Genomic DNA, 20,836 nt, shown 5'->3' with positions numbered 1-20,836 from the left:
CAAGGTTTCATTCCCTCAATCCGGTTTCAAGGATGTCATTTATCCAATCCTGCTGCACTCTCACCTGCAAGGTAACCTGTTGAAAAGGCTTCCTGGAGGTTGTAACCACCTGTAGGTGCACAGAGATCTATTAACTCACCTGCAAAGTAAAGTCCAGAGCATATCCGGGATTCCATACTTTGAGGATCTATTTCTCTCTTTGAAATACCCCCACACGTTACCATGGCATTTTTAAGTGGCAAAGATCCTGTCACGGTTAAGGGCATTGATTTTAAGAGGTTGAGCAATGAATTTCTCTCTTTTTTACTTACCTGGTTGAGGCTTTTATTTGGATCAACCCCTACAAGTTCTAGAAACACTGGGATTAATCGGTTAGGCATTAAAAACTTCATAAAATTCTTAAGGTAAGTTTTTCCATGTGCCTCAAAGTCCTTTAAGAGTTCCTCTTCAAGGGCTTCCATTCCAGTTTCAGGTTTCAGATCCATGAAGAGCTGAACCTCTCCATCTTCAAGTGCCTGAACAACACTTCCACTGAGATCAAGAACTCCTGGCCCTGAAACTCCAAAGTGGGTGAAAATAAGATCTCCTTCACCAGAGGCAACCTTCTTTTTACCCCTCTTAAATTTAAGGCCAACCTTCTCAAGGGCTGTTCCCTGAAGATCCCATATCCATTTCTCCCTTGTTTTCAGGGGTACAGAACCTGGTTTTAATGGAACCACCTTGTGGCCAAGTTCGCTGACAATTCTGAAGCCGTCACCTGAGGATCCCGTTGCAGGGTAGGAAGCTCCTCCAGTTGCAAGAACAACACGGTGTGCCATGAATGAGTTGCTGTCAAAGTTCAGCTTGAAGGAGGGTCCATCACCTCCCAGAACATCCATATGGGAGAGCCTGTGATTGTAAAGAACTGAAACATTTGATTCTCTTAAAGACGATTTTAAAAGGTTCAGAACAGAACCTGCATCATCTGTAACCGGGAAAACCCTGCCTCCCTCTTCAACCTTCAGATCCAGGCCGCGGGATTTGAAGAATTCCATTGTGTCCCTGTTTGAAAATGTTTTGAAGGCTGATCTTAGAAATGAACCCTTTTTACCGAATTTTTTCAGAAAGTCCGTGGTATCTGCAGTGTTTGTGAGGTTACATCTACCACTTCCGGTTATGAGAAGTTTTTTACCGAGTTTATCGTTTCTCTCAACGAGCACCACATTTTTTTTAAGTTCTGCTGCGCGGATTGCAGCCATCATACCTGCAGGTCCCCCTCCAACAACAGCCACATCATATGTTTTCACGTTTAAATCCCTCTACACATTTATTGTTAATTTTTTTACTGTAATTGATGTTGATAATAAAATTCAAATGATAAAATTTGGTATTTAATTTAATATTTGATTTAAAAGTAGTTCTAATTCCGTGTTAACAGTTAGTATAATAAAAAAAAAATGATTTAAAAGGTTTGAACTCCATTTAAGGAGTTTACCTTTTTACGGTGTTAACCGCCTTCTGTCCCTTGGGAAGAGCACTGTTTCCCTTATGTTCTTTGCACCAGTCAGGCACATTGTGAACCTTTCTGCTCCAAGTCCCCAGCCAGCATGTGGCGGCATTCCATATTCGAATGCTGCAAGGTATCTGCTGAAGGAATCTGGGTTGAGGCCCTGTTTTTTGATCTTCTCAAGGAGCAGGTCGTGCTGGTGCACCCGCATTGCTCCTGAAGATATTTCAAGGTCCTTGTACATCAAGTCGAAAGCACAGCTCTTTTCTGGGTCTTCAAATCCAGGCATTACGTAGAATGGTTTTATGGATGTTGGCCATTCTGTTATGAAGTAGTAATCATCCATAACTTCTCCAAGGGCTTTTTCAGCTGCCCTTGAAAGGTCTTCTCCGTGTCTCATTGCAACTCCCTTGGAGTTGACTATGTCAATGACCTCGTCGTAGGTCACACGTTTGAATGGGGTTTCTGGTACCTCTAACTCCACTTCAAGGGTTTTGAGGGCGTCTTCACAGTGTTCTTTAACGTCAGTGATTGCCTTGCACACCAGTTCCTCAAGTATGTTCATTGCATCCTCATTGTCTGTGAAGGCTGTTTCCACATCTATGGATATTGCTTCGTTTAGGTGTCTGAGGGTGTCGTGTTCCTCTGCACGGAATATAGGTGCTATTTCAAATACCTTGTCGAAACCTGAACCCATCATCATCTGCTTGTAGAGCTGTGGGCTCTGACCAAGGAATGCTTCCCTCTCGAAGTAGGTTATTGGGAAGAGTTCTGTACCTCCCTCTGTTGCAGATGCAACGAGTTTTGGAGTGTTGATTTCAAGGTATCCTCTGGATTCCAGGAAGTTTCTTATTGAATGGAACATCCTGCTTTTTATCTTGAATATTGCACTGACGTTGTGTTTTCTAAGGTCTAAGAACCTTGAATCAAGTCTTGTGTCAATTTCGGCGTGGGTGTTACCTGTTGTGTCAAGGGGTAAGGGCAGTTTGGATTCGTTTAGGAGTTTTATTTCCTCCGGAATGATTTCAACACCGTTTGGTGCTTTTCCTGATTCCTGAACCAGTCCTCTGACTGCGAGTACTCCTTCTTTTTTGAGTTTCTTGATCTCCTCAAAGAGTTCTGGTGAAACCTTTTTACTTGGAGCTGTTATCTGTATCAGCCCATCCCTATCCCTTAAAAGGACGAATATTATTCCACCGAGGTCTCTTATCTCGTGTACCCATCCCATGAGCACTATCTCTTCACCGTTTATCTCGGGTTTAACGTTTTTTGTGTAGTGAGTTCTTCTCCAGTTTTCCAATGAATCTGTCAATGTAATTCACCTCTAACAAATGATCTAAAACCATTTTTAAGTCTTTTAAATGATTTTATAAATTTAAATAGTTCATGAAGTGTTTCATCAAGTATCCTTCAAGTTAAAACTCTTAGCAACATTCAATCTGCAGAATTTTTTTTATAAAAAAATTTTTATAAAAATCTCAAAAGAATATGAAATATTCTATCAATAGTTTATCCCAACCAGTATATAACCAATTGCAGTAAATAAAAATAGAACTCAAGATTCTTCTTCAACCATCATTTCTTTAATTATTCCTATTTATATCAGTTTATAATTCTGAATATGGTTTAGAAAGGAGAGATACCAAATATAGGTTAAAGTTGCAAGATCTTTGCATTACTTCAATCTTTCTTGCTCCTTCCCATGATCCAGACGTTTTTTGAAGGACTCTGCATGTGCATATAGGCCCTCGTACTCTGCAAGATCAATGATAACATCCTTAAGACTTAGAACTCCCTTTTCTGATAGTCTTTGTACAGTTGGTTTCTTTATGAAGGATTCTGTAGAGAGTCCTGAGTACATCCTGGCACAGCCAGATGTTGGGAGAACATGGTTGGTTCCAGAGCCGTAGTCCCCTGCTGCAACAGGTGTGAGCTGGCCTAAAAATATTGATCCAGCATTAGTTATGGATTCCAGCTGTTTTTCAGGGTTTTCAGTTGTGATTATAAGGTGTTCGGGACCGTAATCATTTGAAAAGTCAACTGCCTCTTCAATGGATTCTGTTAAGACTATCCTACCGTACTTCTGGAGGGATTCAGTTATGATCTCACTGCGCTCCATGGATCCGATTTTCTCCTGAATTTCAGCATTGACTGCCTCTGCAGTTTCCATGGAATCTGTTACAAGGACTGATGCTGCGTTTGGGTCGTGCTCTGCCTGGGCCATCATGTCAAGTGCAACGTACTCGGGATTGGCAGTTTCATCTGCGATTATGAGAACCTCTGATGGACCTGCAGGAAAATCAATATCCACTGCCCCGTAAACCATTTTCTTTGCTGCTGTGACGAATACGTTTCCGGGTCCAACTATTTTATCAACCTTTGGTATGGTTTCTGTTCCATAGGCCATTGCAGCCACTGCTTGGGCACCTCCAACCATGTATATTTCATTAATACCTGCTATGCTTGCTGCTGCAAGGATTATGTCACTGACAGTGCCGTCTGGCTGGGGAGGGGTGCAGCATATAACCCTTTTAACACCGGCCATCTTTGCAGGTATCACTGTCATGAGTATGGTTGAGGGGTATATGGCCCTGCCACCTGGAATGTAGCATCCAACTGAGTCCAGGGGCCTGATTATCTGCCCGGCGTTTATGCCTTCATCAACCTCAATTGACCATTCTTCAGGTATTTGAGCCTTGTGAAACTTTTTTATATTTTTTGAAGCCTTTTTAAGGGCATTTAAAACCTTATCCTCAATGTTGAAGTTTTTCTTGTTTATTGATGATGATTCAACCCTTAGATCTTCAAGTTTAACCTTGTCAAACTTTTCTGTGTAGTGTTTAAGTGCCTCATCACCCCTGTTTCTCACATCATTGATTATATCACCAACGATGCCTGCAACATCAGCATCATCAAGTTCTGAACGTTTTAAAAGTTCATCCCTTTTTTTATCAGTTAATTCTATGATTTCCATGGTACCACAACTTGATTTAACTATTATTATTAAACTATTATTATAAAATAAAGCTTGAATGATATTTGAAATAGATTTTTTTAAATTGATCTTATGTTGGTACAATTGTTGTACTGCTAATTTTATGTAGCTTCTAAATTTAATATGTAACCCTGATCTGATTTTTTTTAGTGAATTAAATGGTTAGAAAATATTGTGAATTAGGGGATTACATTGGTTGATGAAACTGAACTTCATTTTTAAGGTAGATTCCAATCAATATATCCTAATTCCAAAGGTATCTAATTGATCCGTTCTTAAGAAATCAACCAGTGATCTATACTCCTTCATTCATTATAGAACTTCCTGTTTACATGAGTATATTACTAATTATGGTTGAATTGTTATTTAGGTTCTCTTAACTCCTCTTAATCCACAACACATAAAATTTTTACCTACAAAAACTTTATCTGTAATAGATACTAAAGATCGTATTGGCATGAAAATACTTGTTAATATTGAACAAATAGTCCTTATTGCTTCTTTTATAGATGTACGGTACCAAGGTATATATAACATGCCCAAATGAATCTTAATAATTAAATTAAGGAAAATGTAAGAGGTGTCTGGTAAATATGTACAAGGATGAGCTCATACAACTGCATCAGTTTCTGGTATACGTTTTGAAGTATCTTGATGATGAATATGAAGTGAAAGATGAGTGCAAGGAGTACCTCTGTCTTCATATAAGCCCCCACCACATTCACAGAACTAAAGCCGAACATAAACACGCTATTTTCGTATTATCCAGTGCAATTTCTGAGATAATTGCAAACAACAATGGTGGAAGTTCTTCAAACATCTCAAACGGTCTTGCAGAGCTTGTAAAACGATCAAAGAAGGAATTGCTCAAATTCCAGGATGAAAATTCTCTGAAGTATCAGAAAGAAAAAGTAAAACTTTAATTGCTTTAAAATAAGTTTGAAGGTGTAAAAAGGATTCAGGTTAATTTAATCATCACGCTAATCATTATCATTCATTATCCCACGTTATTATAAGTATCTTAATTGTAAACCATGAATAACGTGATGATTTGAAACTCTGATAACATCATTTATATTTAAAACAAATGTTCTGTAAGTTCTTAAAATCCATTTATAAGCTTAAAATCTCTATAAGTTTTGTTCCATACATATATTTAAACCCTTATTTTAATTATCATCTTTATTTAAATCTATTTAATAAATGATCCTCTATAAATCGTTTTTATAAGTTTTTACATATTCCCTACAGATTTAGAGTGAGGCAGTTTCCATTCCACTCCTTCGAAGGAGTGTCCCTCAACCCATTGTTACAGCACCTATAAATATTTATTAAGAATATACTAATTTAAAAAGCCAATTCATTGATGTTTGTTTTAAAAAAATGGATGTACTACCATGAAAGCTATAAAAAATATGGTATGCTTGGTTGATGGAGAGCACTACCTTCCCGTCACAAAATCAGCACTGGACACACTTGACAGCCTTGAACACAACGAAATCGTTGCAGTTGTTTTTATAGGAGGTACAGAAAAGCTAAGGGAAGACTCAGAGGAGGGTGTTGTTGAAAAACTTGGAAGACCAGTTCACTTCGGTGAAGACCCCCACAAAATACCCTACGAAACAATAATCGAAGTTGTGAGGGATTACGACGCTGATGTGGTCATGGATCTGAGTGATGAACCCATAGTTGATTACTCAAAGAGGTTCAAGATTGCATCACTTGTTCTTGACATGGGAGTGCCCTACGAAGGCCCTGATTTCAAGTTCTACCCACTTTCAGAGCATGATGTGCTGAAAAAACCATCCCTCAAGATCCTTGGAACTGGAAAAAGGATAGGGAAAACCGCAGTATCTGCATACGCAGCTAGACTCATACACAAAGAGAATTACAACCCCTGTGTGGTTGCAATGGGACGTGGAGGTCCTGAAGAACCTGAGATAGTTCACGGCGACAAGATCGAAATAACACCCGAGTACCTAATGGAACAGTCCGATAAGGGAGTTCATGCAGCATCTGATCACTGGGAAGATGCACTTATGAGCCGTATTTTAACCATAGGATGTAGAAGATGTGGTGGTGGAATGGTTGGGGATGTTTTCATAACCAACATGAAGAAGGGAGCCCAGCTTGCAAATGAGGTTGATGCAGACTTCGTTATAATGGAGGGAAGCGGTGCAGCCATACCCCCAATAAAAACAGACAAACACATAGTTCTTGTGGGGGCAAACCAGCCAATCATAAACATCGAACGATTCTTCGGCCCATACAGGGTTAAAATGGCAGATCTTGTGGTTGTAACCATGTGTGAAGAGCCAATGGCAAGTCCAGAGAAGGTGAAACGCATCGAAGAGTATATAAAGGATATAAATCCAGATGCAACAGTCATATCCACTGTCTTCAGGCCAAAACCCCTTGGAAACATCAACAACAAGAACGTTCTCTTTGCAACAACTGCCCCAGATTCCATAAAGGACGTGCTCATTGAGCACCTTGAAGATAATTACGGCTGTAAAGTGGTTGGAACAACCCCCTACTTATCAAACAGACCATTACTTCAGAAAGACATTGAGAAGTACATAGATGAAGCTGATGTGATGCTCACCGAGCTTAAGGCAGCTGCAGTTGATGTTGCAACCAAGGACGCACTGAAAGCAGGACTTGAAGTTGTTTACTGCGACAACATACCTCAAGTGATTGATGGAGACTATGAAAACCTTCCAGATGCCATAATAAAGGTTGTTGACAGTGCAATAGAACATTTCAATGAAAATCCGTGATCAACATCATTCGATTTTTTTTGAAATCCTGTTTTTAATTTTTTATTCAAGGATTAGGTTATTTCAATTATTTTTTTCTTGATTAGTTTCATGGTGTCAGAAATTGATGAACACCATGATAAGATGCAAACCAAGATAACTATTTCATTTGTACACCTCACACAATGAAAGCCCTACCACTAAAAAACCCCTCTAACCACAAACTATTTATAGAACCTCTAACCCATCGATAAACTACAAGAGACTAGGAGATGATAATGTGGCACAATTAGGTGGACAAGGCCAACAGCTTATAATATTACCAGAAGATACTTCAAGGCTTCTGGGAAGAGATGCTCAGAGAATGAACATAATGGCAGGTAAAGTACTTGCAGAGACCGTCAGAACAACATTAGGTCCTAAAGGAATGGACAAAATGCTTGTGGACGGACTTGGAGATATTGTTGTAACAAACGACGGTGTGACCATCCTTAAAGAAATGGATATCCAGCACCCTGCAGCAAAAATGCTGGTTGAAGTTGCAAAAACCCAGGAAGATGAAGTGGGCGACGGAACAACAACAGCAGTCATAATCGCAGGAGAACTCCTCAAAAAAGCAGAAGCTCTTCTTGAACAGGACATACACCCAACAGTCATTGTGATGGGTTACAGGAACGCAGCAGCAAAGGCACAGGAAATCCTCAACAACATTGCAATTGACGCAGCTGACAGAGAAACACTCAAACAGGTTGCAATGACTGCAATGACAGGAAAAGGAACCGAAACTGCAAGGGAACCATTAGCAGAGCTCATAGTCAGTGCTGTTAAACAGGTTGAAGAAGACGGTGAAATAAACAAGGACAGCATACACATACAGAGGATCCAGGGAGCAACAGTGGCTGAATCTGAAATAGTCAACGGTGTCGTCCTTGACAAAGGTAGGTTAGACCCATCCATGCCAAAAGAAGTGCAGGATGCTAAGATTGCACTCCTCAAGTACCCAGTTGAAGTTAAAGACCTTGAAACTGACGCTAAGATCAATTTAACAGATCCATCACAGATGCAAGCCTTCATCGAACAGGAAGAACAGATGATCCGTGACATGGTTGACAAGATCATTGCAAGTGGTGCAAACGTACTCTTCTGCCAAAAGGGAATCGACGACCTTGCACAACATTATCTTGCAAAAGCAGGAATACTTGCAGCTAAAAGGGTCAGAAAATCCGACATAGAAAGGCTGGAAAAGGCAACAGGCGCAAAGGTTGTAACCAACATCGACGACCTCACCCCTGAAGACCTTGGTGAAGCAGGCCGCGTACACGAGAAGAAGATATTCGACGAGCTCATGATCTTCATAGAAGACTGCAAGGATCCAAAGGCAGTGTCCCTCATACTCAGGGGAAGCACAAAACACGTTGCAGAAGAAGTTGAAAGAGCAGTTGAAGATGCGTTAGGTGTTGTTTCAGCAACAGTTGAAGATGGACAGGTTGTTGCAGGTGGAGGTGCACCTGAAATAGCAATATCCAAGGGATTAAAGGACTACGCTGACACAGTAAGCGGTAGGGAACAGCTTGCAATATCTGCATTTGCAGAGGCACTTGAAGTTGTACCAAAGACCCTGGCTGAAAACGCAGGTCTCGACAGCATCGATGCACTCGTGGACCTCAGGTCTGCACACGAAAAATCCCCATACATGGGACTGAACGTGTTCAAAGGCGATGTAACAGACATGAAAGCTGCAAACGTCATTGAACCAAAACGTGTTAAAAAGCAGGCCATACAGTCTGCAGCAGAAGCAGCAGAGATGATCCTCAGGATCGATGATATGATAGCATCCTCCAAATCTGGACAGCCAAGCCCAGAGGAAATGGCAGCTGCTGGAATGGGCGGAATGCCTGGTGGAATGCCACCAATGTAATTTGGGATACATTATCCCATCTTTTTACTTTTTTTAAGACAATTAACTCCTTCTAAAATTATATCCATAAATTCTATAGCTAAAAATCCTGTTTTCTAAAGCCTGAATCTTTTTATAAAAAAAATCTTTTAAATATTGTATTTTGATGTTTCCCTTAAAAAGGTAAAAAATGTTTAATGATACCATTTACATAAATATAATATTGATCATGATATTTGCAATCTAAAAGCACCAATCCCAAAAGGATGATCCATCATAACAATAGTTTCTATCAATAATAATCACTTTTTGTAGCTGAATTTTATCTTCAATAGTTTTTCGTGACCTTGTTATAGAAATTGAACTTTTTAATGAGTAATAAATATTTTTTAAGGAACATGAGCTCTTTTTAAGAACATGAGCTCTGACCCAAAAGGGTTGGTGTATCCTTGCAGGAATACAAGATATTCGTTAAAAAAATTGGACTTGTGGGTGTAAGCAGCATACTTGCAAGTTTAAGTCCCCTAGTTTTACTTCCAATTTTAAGTCAGGACCTGACAGCATCCCAGTACGGTGCATGGAACCAGTTCATAGTCACCATGACCATAATCCCTGCTATAGCATCATTGGGGTTGCCCTACACCATGGTCAGATACCTTGCAGCCGCAGAGGATCAGGGGGAGATAAGGGAAGTTTTTTATTCCCTGGGATTTGCAGCCCTCTTTGGAAGTTTAGCTGTTTCAATACTCATACTCCTACTCGGAAGGCCCATTGCAAACCTGCTCTTTGAGGGCAACTACCTCATCAGTGTGATCCTATCCCTGGTCATATTTTTGAATGGTTTGATACTGCTCTTTTTTGATTACTTCAGAACCTTCCAGGAGATGAAAACTTACTCCATCTTCACATTCGCCCAGGCGTATCTGATGGTGATCCTGGTTGCGATCTTCATTTCAATGAGCTACGGGATTGTTGGAGCTGTGATTGCAGTGCTGATAACTCAGATCATCACGTTCGTTATAATGTACCTGCCCATACTCTCCAGGATCGGCTTCAAGATCCCTGAATTCAATAATCTAAGGGAATATTTGAACTTCGGACTACCAACCATACCCAGCAACATATCATTCTGGGTTCTGGACATAGCAGACCGTTACGTTATCGGGTTGCTCCTTGGACTGTCCTTCGTTGGTTACTACTCTGCAGGTTACCTCCTTGGAAACATCATATCCCTAATATTATCACCTTTCTACACAGTTCTTCTTCCAATTCTATCAAAGTACTACGCCCAGAACCGTGTACATGATGTGAAACGCCTTTTGAACCATTCCATAAAGTTTTTCCTTATGGTTTCAATTCCAACATTCTTTGGACTCACGGTTATGGCAAAGCCCATATTGAACATCCTTTCAACACCTGAGATAGCATCAAATGGTTACATAGTGGTTCCCATCATCGCCCTTGGAGGTATCTTCTTTGGAGTTTACGGTATAATCTCCCAGATCGTTGTTCTCGAACATAAAACCAGGATAACTGGAAATATATGGATCATCTCTGCAGTGTTGAACCTTGTGCTGGATGTTACACTGGGTTTCAGATTCGGGATCATTGGAGTGGCATTCACGACCCTTTTAGTCTACATATTTTCCTTTCTCCTAACTGTGTTCTACTCATTCCGTTACATCCGATGTACATTTTACTTTGGCTTTCTTACAAAGAGCATAGGGGCATCGATTCTAATGGCAATTGCACTCATACTCCTGAATCCCCAGAGACCATTAAACATAGTTCTTGCATCTGTTGCAGCCTTCATAATGTACATCATCATCCTCAGGTTGATCGGAGGTATAAGGGATCATGAACTGGTTTTTTTCAAGAGTGTTGCCATTGATGTTCTTGAAAGTATTGCAAAGCCATTTAAAAAACTATAAAACACCTCTAAAAAAGTCACTACAAAGATCGTAAAGATTTAGATAGTAAATTAGATAAAAAATATAACACAGATAAAAAGTTAAATGTTGATCGTAACTTAAGGGATGTGTAATTCTATGTTTGGAAGAAAAGACTCAAATATTGAAGATGTAACCTGTGAAGAAGCTTTTAAAATGATAAAAGAAAACAAGGATGAACATGATTTTGTTATTCTGGATGTGAGAACACCTGGAGAGTACGCTGAGGATCATCTTGAGGGTTCCAGAAACCTTGACTACAACTCCCCTGACTTTACAAGCAAGCTTGAGGGGATGGATAAAAACGACACCTACATAGTTTACTGCAGATCAGGTGTAAGAAGCCGTAATGCAGCTAATATCATGAGTAAAGTTGGATACAATAAAATTTACAATGTTCTTGGAGGAATAATGGAATGTAAAGCTAAAGGAATGAAGGTAGTAAGATGATCCCCAAATGATCTTAATTACATAAATTAATGATCCGGAATTATCTTTAGTTGTTGATCCAATTTTTAATTATTTATTTAATATAAAACAGGATTATCTAATTCTAACAAGGTATTTACGTCTAAGAATAATTTTACAGTAAGATTTTTTTATATATAATTGAAATGTTTTTTAAAAAAAGCCTGAAAATAATGAAATTCCAATAAAATCCGTATAAAATAAATAAAAAAGGGGGTTTAAGCTGATTTTAAAATCAGCGGGACATTATGTGCACTGCAGCGGTTCCACCGGTTCCACCTATGTTATGGGTCATACCAATTTCAGCGCCGTCGATCTGTCTTTTACCTGCTTCTCCACGAAGCTGCCATACGATTTCAGCGGCCTGGGCAATTCCAGTTGCACCTAATGGGTGTCCTCTGGCTTTGAGACCTCCAGATGGGTTCACTGGTATTTCACCGTCACGTCGGGTCATTCCATCTTCAATTGCAGGTCCGCCCTGTCCCTTCTCAACGAATCCAAGGTCCTCTATTGCAAGGAGTCCGTTTATACTGAAGCAGTCGTGTACCTCAACAAGATCTATGTCCTTAGGTGTCATGCCTGCCATTTCGTAGGCTTTCCTGGATGCATGGATGGTTGAGTCTATGGTTGTTATGTCCCTTCTGTCGTGGAGTGCTATTGTTCCTGATGCCTGTGCAGATGCTTTTATGTAGACTGGTGTGTCTGTGTATTTCTTTGCATCCTCTGCTGGGCAGAGTATGACACCTGCAGCTCCGTCTGAAACTGGTGAACAGTCAAGGAGTGTTAAGGGGTCTGCAACCATACTGGAGTTTAGGACCTTGTCCACTGTTATCTCCATTGGGAACTGTGCAAGGGGGTTATTTACAGCGTTTTCATGGTTTATAACTGAAACCATTGCAAGCTGTTCCCTAGTTGTTCCGTACTCCTTCATGTGACGTCTTGCCATCATTGCGTAGAGTGATGGGAATGTTACTCCCTGCTGTGCCTCCCATTCCTGGTCAGAGGCAGTTGCAATTGCTGGGGTTGGATCAACAACATCTGTCATCTTTTCAACACCAGCAGATATCACGATATCATGGAATCCTGATGCAACAGCCATTATACCGTTACGTAGTGCTAATCCTCCTGATGCACAGGCTGCTTCCACACGTGCACAGGGTATTGGTGTGAGTCCTGAATGGTCTGCTATCAGTGAAGCTATGTGTTCCTGACCAACAAAAAGACCTGCAGACATGTTACCCACGTACATTGCATCCAGATCGTCTCCTTCAATATTTGCATCTTCAATAGCTTTCATTCCTGCTTCAGCTATCAGATCCCTGAATGATTTGTCCCATAGTTCTCCAAATTTGGTCTGTGAGACCCCTATAATTGCGACATCTCTCAAATGAATTCCTCCATTTAATTTAGTGATTAAACTAACTTTTTGAAACGATTTTATTTAAAATAATTTTTCTTGAACTTCAAAATATTAGATGATTCCCTTTAGGAGATGATTCCCCTTAGGACATCCTTATTTTACCCTTATATTTAGCGTAAACTGCGTAATCAACGTAGCTCTTCTTTGCAACAAGTTCTTGTACCTTTGGAGCATTTTCCCTTACTTCGTCTATTCTGTCGTTGACTGTTATGCTGAATGCATCACTTCCAGCTCCGGAACCGTATGAAACTGCCATGATCCTGTCACCTGGTTTGGCAATGTCCAGAACTGCTGCAAGTCCCAGAGGTGTTGCTCCAGAGTAGGTGTTACCTATGAATGGTGTTAAGAGTCCTGTTTTGTACTGTTCCTCGTTGAATCCGAGTTTTCTGGCCGCCCTTATGTAGAATTTTCCATTTGGCTGGTGGAATATCACATGGTCGTAGTCAGAAGCTTCTGTTCCCATCTTCTCGAAGAGACCCTTTGCTCCAGATAGAACGTGTTTGAAGTAGGCTGGTTCTCCTGTGAACCTTCCACCATGTTTTGGGTAAGGTCTTCCCTCACGCCTGTAGAAGTCTGGCGTGTCTGTTGTGAAACTGTAGGTTCCTTCAAAGTCTGCAACAGTGTTCTCCTTTCCTATGATGTATGCTGCTCCACCTGCAGATGCTGTGTATTCAAGAGCATCTCCTGGAGCTCCCTGGGCCGTGTCTGCACCTATTGCAAGGCCGTATTCAACTATGCCTGAATCAACAAGCCCCATAGCTGCCTGCATTCCTGCAGTACCTGCTTTACATGCAAATTCCAGGTCTGCAGCAGTTAGTGCAGGCGTGGCTTCAATTGCCTCTGCAACAATTGTTGCTGTTGGTTTAACAGCATACGGATGAGATTCTGATCCAACATAGACTGCTCCAATTTGTTTAGGGTCTATCATTGCCCTTTTAAGTGAGTTACGTGCTGCTTCCACAGATATTGTTGCTGTGTCTTCATCTGGAGCTGGCACTGATTTTTCGTTAACAACGAGTCCTCTTGAAATTGCCTTGGGGTCATCTCCCCAGACCTTTGCTATTTCTTCAACTTTTATCCTGTATGAAGGTATGTAAACTCCATATCCTACAATTCCTGACATTTGATATCACCGTTTGAAATGGTTTATACAATCAGTTGATTCTTTCAATTTCAAAAAAATTGATTTTTTTTATAATTGATTTTATTGAAATTTTTTATAAATAGTTATTTTCTATAGATAACTATTACTATTTATATTGATACTGTTTTTTCAGTTTAAAATTCTATCAGTCATCCAAAAAATTGGATTTAAAATTTGTTTTATTTAATTTTATTTTTTATGTTGGCTCTTCTTAAAAATATAAATTACGATCTGAAGCCTTATGAAATATAAAAATTTCATAAGAGGGGAATGATTAATTTATAGAGTTACGTAATTATTTTTTTAAGAAGTTGAGTACATTGTCACTAACGTTGTACATCTTTAATTGGAGTACAATTTATAATAATTTATAATTATAAAAACATTGTTAAATTGTATTTATAAATTTTGTTATTACTTATTTGTGTAGATTATATTTAAAAAAGAAGGATTTAAAATGGATTTAAAGGCTAAGGATAAAATGAGAAATGATATATGGGAAACCTTGGAAAACATGGAGGTATCCCAATCCAAGAAATGGTTGCATGGAAGGATCCCAAACTTTCCAGGATCCCAAAGGGCAGCGGCACTCCTGAGAGCCACTGATGAATGGGAGGATACAGAGGTTATATTTTCAAGCCCTGACACGGCCCAAAAAATGGTTCGTGAATATGCGCTATTAGATGGGAAGGTTCTCATAATGGCATCCCCCAACCTGGAGCATGGTTACCTTCACATTGACCCAAAAGCTGCAGAGGGGAATGAAAAATCTGCTTCAACCAAGGAGGGTGCATTCAAGTTCAGCAGCCAAGTGAAGAGATTTCCAAGGGTGGATATGGTTGTGGAGGGATCAGTTGCTGTGGATCTGGAGGGAGGTCGGCTTGGGAAGGGTAAAGGATATGGTGATAGGGAAATAACCCATCTTTTCTGTGAAAATGCCATTGATGATGGGACTCCAATTGTAACAACGGTTCATGAGATTCAGATCGTTGCTAGGGTTCCAAAGGAATCTCATGACAGACCTATAAACATGATCGTGACGCCAGAGAGGATCATCAGGCTTTAAAAAGGATTTTATCACAACTTACTGATCAATGCAATAAATTGGTTCCAATCAACGCGTTCTACAAATGAAAGGTCTACCTTACTTTTGAGGATTATTTCATTGAATTTATCCTGAAAATCCTCTTTTTTAAGGGTTTTAAGGGTTTCGCCGGTTTTTAATTCTTCAACTTCAATTATAGAGTTTTTAAGTAATTCCTCAGAACCCTCACTCTCTGTAAAATCTTTTACAGCATCCATGTCAAAATTTAGTGGTTCATCAACATTCGTATCCTTGTAATAAAAATCTTTAAGCATGTTTTTTTGAGATACGAATTTATAAAGGAGTATTAGATACTCTTGAAGTTCCTGTAGCTGGTAGGGATTTAAGTCCATTTTTGATCTCTCCAAGGATATCCTTGTTCTACCCATTATAAATATTTTAAAAATGTCAGCCCATAATTCCTGTTTTAACTTTAAACAACCTAAGATTTGAAAACTTGCAAAAAAAAGGTAGTTGTCATTATAAATGTAAAAGGGCCATTATTGCAGAAGGAATAATATTGCAGAAAGAATATTATTATTTAAAAAAAGGTTGAAGAAAATTCGTGTATTCAACCTTGAATTCCGTCAAGCCTCTCGCGAAACTCCTTTCTGTGGCGTTTTTCCTCGTCCAGAATATGTTTCAAGACACCCACAACTTCTTCATCATCAATTATCTCAATTTGATGGGTGTAAATCTCTATTCCATCAGATTCAAGTTTTATCTGGCGTTTCAGCTGACTTTGAAGGTTTTCCTCCCCAAAATCAAGTTCCCTGTGTTCCATGGTTGGTTTTCCACCACGTTTGGTTATGAGGTCTGCAAGCCACCACATGTGCCGCATTTCATCAACTGCTATGGCCTCTGTCACCCTGCTTGGATCACATTCATCCATCAAAAAAGAGTTCTGGGTGTATATCATGGAGGCCTCAAGTTCTCTTACAAAATCTTCATTCAAAAGAGTTATGATCTCCTTTTTCTCCAATTTAAAAACCCCTTTGTATTTTTAGAGATTATTTGGACTTGAATTCAATATACCTCACTTTGTATCACACTTTGCAGGTTATTATGAAGATTGTTTTATGATTATTTTTTTTGTAGCTTCCAGCTAATTTATTTATCCATTCAGTGTGCTGGTCATTTTGAGTTATGTTGATCATTTGGAACATTCAATTTCTTTCTTTTTTATGTATGCAAGGCCCTGAAATATTGCAACCAGCTTCCCATTATCATTCTTTATCTCAACTGTGTAGGTTCCAAGTTTGTGGTTTCTGGATATCTCCCTGGCCTCTGCAATTAATGCACCTTCCTTAGCTGCATTCATGAAGGAAATATCTGCATTTATGGCTACTGTAACCTTTCCATGGGAGTTTGATGCCACTGCAAAGGTGAAGTCTGCAAGTGTGAATATTGCACCACCGTGCACAGTGCCTATGCCATTTAAATGTTCCTTAGATATTTGCATTCTGGATTTTGCATAGCCTTCACCTGCTTCAAGAAGCTCGATACCCAGAAATTCTGCAAACCTGTCCCTTTTAAAGAATCGCTTTAAATCTTTCTCCAACACATAGACCACTTCATTTTTTTGATTTTTTTTAGAAAGTATTGATTAATATAATTTCTATTTCAAAATTTTCTTAAAATTTTTTCTTAAAATTTTCATTATTAATTAAAGATTTTTTTTATAATATAATCGCTTTTAAAAATAAATGATTAAGTCTACTATTGATTTTAAAAAAGATAAATAATTAGTTTTACTTAATAATTCTATTTAATTTAAGCTTAGTTTATTAAAGACCACAGAACCTTCTTCCCCTCTTTTCAAGGTACCTCTGATGGTACTCCTCAGCACTCCAGAACTTCTCTGCAGGCAGGATCTGCGTCACGATAGGATCCCTGTAACGGTCTGAACTTTCTAATTCTTTCTTTGAAGTTATTGCAGCTTCCTTCTGCTCAGGGTTGTGGTAAAATATCACAGAACGGTATTGCTCCCCCACATCAGGCCCCTGACGGTTGAAGGTCGTTGGATCGTGTATATTCCAGAAAACCTCAAGAAGTTCTTTGTATGATACAACAGATGGATCGTAGGTAACCTCAACTGATTCAGCATGACCAGTTTTCCCTGAACAAACATCACGATAAGTTGGATTTTCAAGTTCACCACCTGTGTAACCAACTTCAGTATCCACAACACCCTTGATCTGTCTGAATGCCTGTTCAACTCCCCAGAAACATCCCCCTGCAAAGGTTGCCCTTTGAAATTTACCTTCTACAAGCTTTTCATCTGGCATTTGACCACCTACGATTTTTTTTAATTCATTTGTACTATTGAATCCATTGGTAGTGATTAGTTAGATAATTTATCATTTAGTTTTTTAATTCTAATTTTAATTCCCCTATTATTTGATATTATTTGATATATTGATATTTTACTCAAATTCACATACACATAACGAACATACTTTTTTTACGTAGCAATCTGTTTTAAATCATGTTCCTGAATTGGATTGTGAAATAATAATGTGAAATGGTTTTTAAATGATTCTAAGAACTGTGTTTAGATGTGAGATTACTTCTACGTCTTCCATAGAAGTAGTAAACAGCCAGTCCAATTAAAAGCCACACCAAGAATCTGAGGTGGGTTACAGTTGGGAGCTGTGTTATCAGAAATAGGCAGAAGACTATTGCGGCTGCAAGTACCAGGGGTACGAATGGACATTTGAATGGACGTTCAATATCAGGTCTCTGCCTCCTTAAAACTATGACTGCAGCTGAAACTATTGTGAAAGCTGCAAGGGTTCCTATGTTCACGAGTTCAACTATATCATTCAGGGGTAGAAAAGCTGCAAGTACGGATGCAACTGCACCAACCAGTATTATTCCATTTATTGGTGTTTTGAAGTTTTTATGAACTTTGGAGAAGGTTTTAGGCAGTAATCCATCCCTGGACATTGCAAAGAATATTCTAGTCTGTCCAAACATGTTGACAAGTAGCACAGAGGTTATTCCACAGAGTGCACCTACAGAAACTATTATGTCTGCCCAACGTATACCTACCTTTTCAAGGGCGTATGCCACAGGTGCAGCAGTTGTTTTGAATTCAAAGTAGGGCACCATTCCATTTAAAACAGCTGCAACTGCAATGTATAAAATTGAACTGATAATCAATGAGCCAACAATTGCCAGAGGAATGGTTCTCTGGGGTTTTTTAACCTCTTCAGCTGCAGTTGTGATAGCATCAAATCCAATGTATGCAAAGAATATTATTGCAGCACCCTTGAAAACTCCACTCCAACCGTAGGGCATGAATGGAGTGTAGTTGGTTGGGTTGATGTAGTTGACCCCTATCATTAGGAATATGAGTATGACTGCAACCTTTATGGTAACGATGACTGCATTGAAGTTGGAACTTTCCCTGGCACCCTTCACAAGTAACGCTGTTATTGAAGCTATGATCAAAACTGCGGGGAGATTTATGGCTCCTCCATTCAATCCAAAGGGATTTATCAGGGCTGGTGGGAGGTACAATCCCAACGTCATGAACACATGAACTATGTAACCTGACCATCCCACTGAAACCGCTGCAACTATGACCAGATACTCAAGGACAAGGTCCCATCCTATGATCCATGCCCATATCTCACCTAAAGTTACGTAGCTATAGGTGTAGGCACTCCCTGCAACAGGTACCATGGTTGCAAATTCAGCATAACAGAGAGCTGTGAAAAGGCATGCTGCACCTGCAACCATGAATGATATTATCAGCGCAGGGCCAGAGTAGTTTGCAGAAGCTATGCCAGTTAGTATGAATATTCCTGCACCTATTATGGCACCTATCCCCATTAAAAGCAGACCACCCGGTCCCAAAACCCTTTTAAGGCTTTTATCACCAGAACTTGCATCTAAAAGACTGCTTATGGGTTTTTTCCAGAATATCTTCCGAGTCATGATCACAGCCTTAACCAATGCCTAAATTCATGTTTTTGCAAAAAAAGAAATTTTTTTGGATTTTTGAATTGCAATTAAATTTTTTATAAACCCTCAGGATACCCAATTAAAATGATAATTTCAAGATTTTTAGTAGGCTTATATTTAATTCTGCATTTAGATCATTTCATTCATTTGATCTGGTGAAGGATACTGTAAATTTAGTCCCATTGGTTCTATCGAGCTGAATTTCACCATCCATCTGCATCACCAAACTGTTCACAAGCTTCAAACCCAATGATTTTGTGTTTTTAAAATCTATATCCTCTGGAAATCCTATTCCATTATCTGAAACCTTCATGAACACAGTACTCCCCTTTTTGCAGAGTTCAACTGTAATTTCTCCTATGTTTCCATTTGGAAATGCGTGCTTGAAAGTGTTTGTAACCAGTTCATTTAGGATAAGTCCACATGGAATTGCTGTTTCCACATCGAAGAGAACAGACTCCATCTTCTTCTTAACGTTGTCTGGATTTATCCTGTGATTGTAGGATAGGCTATCCACTAAATCAGACATGTACTGCTTAAAATCTATTTTTGACATGTTCTCTGATTTGTAGAGTTTTTCATGGACCATTGCCATGGATCTGATACGGTTCTGACTCTCCTGGAAAAGCGTTCTTACATTCTCATCCTCGATGTAACTGGACTGAAGACTCAGGAGACTTGAGATGATCTGCATGTTGTTTTTAACACGGTGATGAACCTCCTTCAAGAGCAGATCCTTCTCTTTGAGGGAATTTTTGAGTTCGTTCTCGGTGTCCTTCAACTTAGTGATGTTCATGAGGGACATCAAACTTTTACGGGTTCCAGGTATCATTGAAACAGTTATGAGGATGTTCTTAAGGTTACCCGCCCTATCAACCAATTCAAATTCATAGTTATTGGGAACTGAATTGGGATCTTCAAGTCTCATACTGCGATACTCCTTCATAAAATCCAGATGTTTATCTGAAACAAAGTGATACCAAACCATTTTCCCCTCAACTTCCTCCTTGGAGTAGCCACAGAGATCTTCAAAGGCACTGTTTATAAGGGAAATTATGTCATCTTCCTCAACTATAACACTTGCAGCACCCCTATTTTCAAATATTGCTTTATAATAAGTTTCAGATTCCTTGAGAGCTTTTTCTACCTTTAATTGTTTTGTTATATCCTGAAAGATGAAGTGACTTTGTTTGAAGTTTCCATTTTCATCGTAACTCACCCTTCCTTTGAATAAAAGATTCAGCTTGGATCCATCTTTACGCAGCATCACAAGTCTCAATCCAGAAATTTTTCCATCAATCTTGAAACGTTGAAAGTTGTTCATAAAATCTTCCAGAGATTCTGGTGTGAGAAATTCTCCAAACCAGTGCCCAAGCACATCCACACGTTTATAGCCTAAGTTCTCAAGCCACTTTCTGTTAACCTCTATTATAAATCCTTCCTGATTCAGGGATTGATATGCAAGGGGTGCCTCGTTGTATAGTGTTTTGAATCTTTTTTCCTTTCTTATAAGTTCTTTTTGTATTTTAGATGCATGAATAGCCATTTCTACAGAGCATCTGACCTCATTTAAATCCATTGTTTTCAGTGCGTATACATAATCCTCCCTGAGATCATCCTGCAAAGTTCTTTCATACTCCGGATTTAAAACAGTTATCACAG

17 protein-coding genes (1 of these 17 cut by a window edge) are annotated in these 20,836 nt (G+C 39.2%); 6 read left to right on the top strand and 11 right to left on the bottom strand.

What is annotated here, in order from left to right:
* Positions 1-35: 35 nt before the first annotated feature.
* The 3 genes from MCBB_RS04570 to hisD form a co-directional block, all read right to left on the bottom strand.
* The gene (locus MCBB_RS04570; RefSeq protein WP_071906646.1) at positions 36-1,286 is read right to left on the bottom strand and encodes a BaiN/RdsA family NAD(P)/FAD-dependent oxidoreductase; all 1,251 of its coding nucleotides are present in this window, start codon (positions 1,284-1,286) and stop codon (positions 36-38) included.
* A 192-nt stretch (positions 1,287-1,478) separates the two neighbouring features.
* Entirely contained in the window at positions 1,479-2,798 is a 1,320-nt protein-coding gene (gene aspS / locus MCBB_RS04565; protein ID WP_071906645.1) for an aspartate--tRNA(Asn) ligase, read from the bottom strand.
* A 363-nt stretch (positions 2,799-3,161) separates the two neighbouring features.
* Entirely contained in the window at positions 3,162-4,460 is a 1,299-nt protein-coding gene (gene hisD / locus MCBB_RS04560) for a histidinol dehydrogenase (RefSeq protein ID WP_071906644.1), read from the bottom strand.
* A 614-nt stretch (positions 4,461-5,074) separates the two neighbouring features.
* Here hisD and MCBB_RS04555 point away from each other — a divergent pair.
* The 5 genes from MCBB_RS04555 (at position 5,075) to MCBB_RS04535 (ending at position 11,536) form a co-directional block, all read left to right on the top strand.
* Positions 5,075-5,404: a UPF0058 family protein gene (locus MCBB_RS04555; RefSeq protein WP_071906643.1), complete on the top strand. Its 330-nt coding sequence runs from the start codon at positions 5,075-5,077 to the stop codon at positions 5,402-5,404.
* 474 nt (positions 5,405-5,878) lie between these two features.
* Complete coding sequence (locus tag MCBB_RS04550) at positions 5,879-7,261, top strand: cyclic 2,3-diphosphoglycerate synthase (protein WP_071906642.1); 1,383 nt, start codon at positions 5,879-5,881, stop codon at positions 7,259-7,261.
* Positions 7,262-7,520: 259 nt separating this feature from the next.
* Entirely contained in the window at positions 7,521-9,158 is a 1,638-nt protein-coding gene (thsA, locus tag MCBB_RS04545; protein WP_071906641.1) for a thermosome subunit alpha, read from the top strand.
* 428 nt (positions 9,159-9,586) lie between these two features.
* Entirely contained in the window at positions 9,587-11,068 is a 1,482-nt protein-coding gene (locus tag MCBB_RS04540) for a flippase (RefSeq protein ID WP_071906640.1), read from the top strand.
* Between the two features lie 117 nt (positions 11,069-11,185).
* Complete coding sequence (locus MCBB_RS04535; protein ID WP_071906639.1) at positions 11,186-11,536, top strand: rhodanese-like domain-containing protein; 351 nt, start codon at positions 11,186-11,188, stop codon at positions 11,534-11,536.
* A 253-nt stretch (positions 11,537-11,789) separates the two neighbouring features.
* Here the strand turns inward: MCBB_RS04535 and MCBB_RS04530 are convergent, their stop codons facing one another.
* Both MCBB_RS04530 and MCBB_RS04525 read right to left on the bottom strand, forming a co-directional pair.
* Complete coding sequence (locus MCBB_RS04530; protein WP_071906638.1) at positions 11,790-12,941, bottom strand: thiolase domain-containing protein; 1,152 nt, start codon at positions 12,939-12,941, stop codon at positions 11,790-11,792.
* Positions 12,942-13,056: 115 nt separating this feature from the next.
* Positions 13,057-14,097 carry a hydroxymethylglutaryl-CoA synthase gene (locus MCBB_RS04525; protein WP_071906637.1) on the bottom strand — a complete coding sequence of 347 codons (1,041 nt, stop codon included), beginning with the start codon at positions 14,095-14,097 and terminating at the stop codon, positions 13,057-13,059.
* Positions 14,098-14,575: 478 nt separating this feature from the next.
* Here MCBB_RS04525 and MCBB_RS04520 point away from each other — a divergent pair, with 478 nt between their 5' ends.
* Positions 14,576-15,184: a 5-formyltetrahydrofolate cyclo-ligase gene (locus MCBB_RS04520; protein WP_071906636.1), complete on the top strand. Its 609-nt coding sequence runs from the start codon at positions 14,576-14,578 to the stop codon at positions 15,182-15,184.
* A gap of 11 nt (positions 15,185-15,195) precedes the next feature.
* Here MCBB_RS04520 and MCBB_RS04515 read toward each other — a convergent pair whose 3' ends face one another.
* From MCBB_RS04515 to MCBB_RS04490, 6 genes are all read right to left on the bottom strand, one after another.
* Complete coding sequence (locus MCBB_RS04515) at positions 15,196-15,555, bottom strand: hypothetical protein (RefSeq protein ID WP_071906635.1); 360 nt, start codon at positions 15,553-15,555, stop codon at positions 15,196-15,198.
* 218 nt (positions 15,556-15,773) lie between these two features.
* Positions 15,774-16,184 carry a ferritin-like domain-containing protein gene (locus MCBB_RS04510; protein WP_071906634.1) on the bottom strand — a complete coding sequence of 137 codons (411 nt, stop codon included), beginning with the start codon at positions 16,182-16,184 and terminating at the stop codon, positions 15,774-15,776.
* Between the two features lie 171 nt (positions 16,185-16,355).
* Complete coding sequence (locus tag MCBB_RS04505) at positions 16,356-16,766, bottom strand: PaaI family thioesterase (protein WP_071906633.1); 411 nt, start codon at positions 16,764-16,766, stop codon at positions 16,356-16,358.
* A gap of 223 nt (positions 16,767-16,989) precedes the next feature.
* Positions 16,990-17,490, bottom strand: coding sequence for a peptide-methionine (S)-S-oxide reductase MsrA (msrA, locus tag MCBB_RS04500; protein WP_071906632.1), 501 nt, complete (start codon positions 17,488-17,490; stop codon positions 16,990-16,992).
* Positions 17,491-17,743: 253 nt separating this feature from the next.
* Complete coding sequence (locus MCBB_RS04495; protein ID WP_071906631.1) at positions 17,744-19,147, bottom strand: amino acid permease; 1,404 nt, start codon at positions 19,145-19,147, stop codon at positions 17,744-17,746.
* 166 nt (positions 19,148-19,313) lie between these two features.
* Positions 19,314-20,836, bottom strand: the 3' portion of a protein-coding gene (locus MCBB_RS04490) for a PAS domain S-box protein (protein WP_084789774.1). 229 nt of this gene lie beyond the right edge of the window; the window shows 1,523 of its 1,752 coding nt (coding positions 230-1,752); its start codon lies beyond the right edge, outside the window; the stop codon is at positions 19,314-19,316.

This window comes from Methanobacterium congolense, assembly GCF_900095295.1.
Lineage (GTDB): Archaea > Methanobacteriota > Methanobacteria > Methanobacteriales > Methanobacteriaceae > Methanobacterium_C > Methanobacterium_C congolense.
Note: the sequence above shows the minus strand (reverse complement) of the source record. Positions and strands in the feature narration are given on the sequence as shown.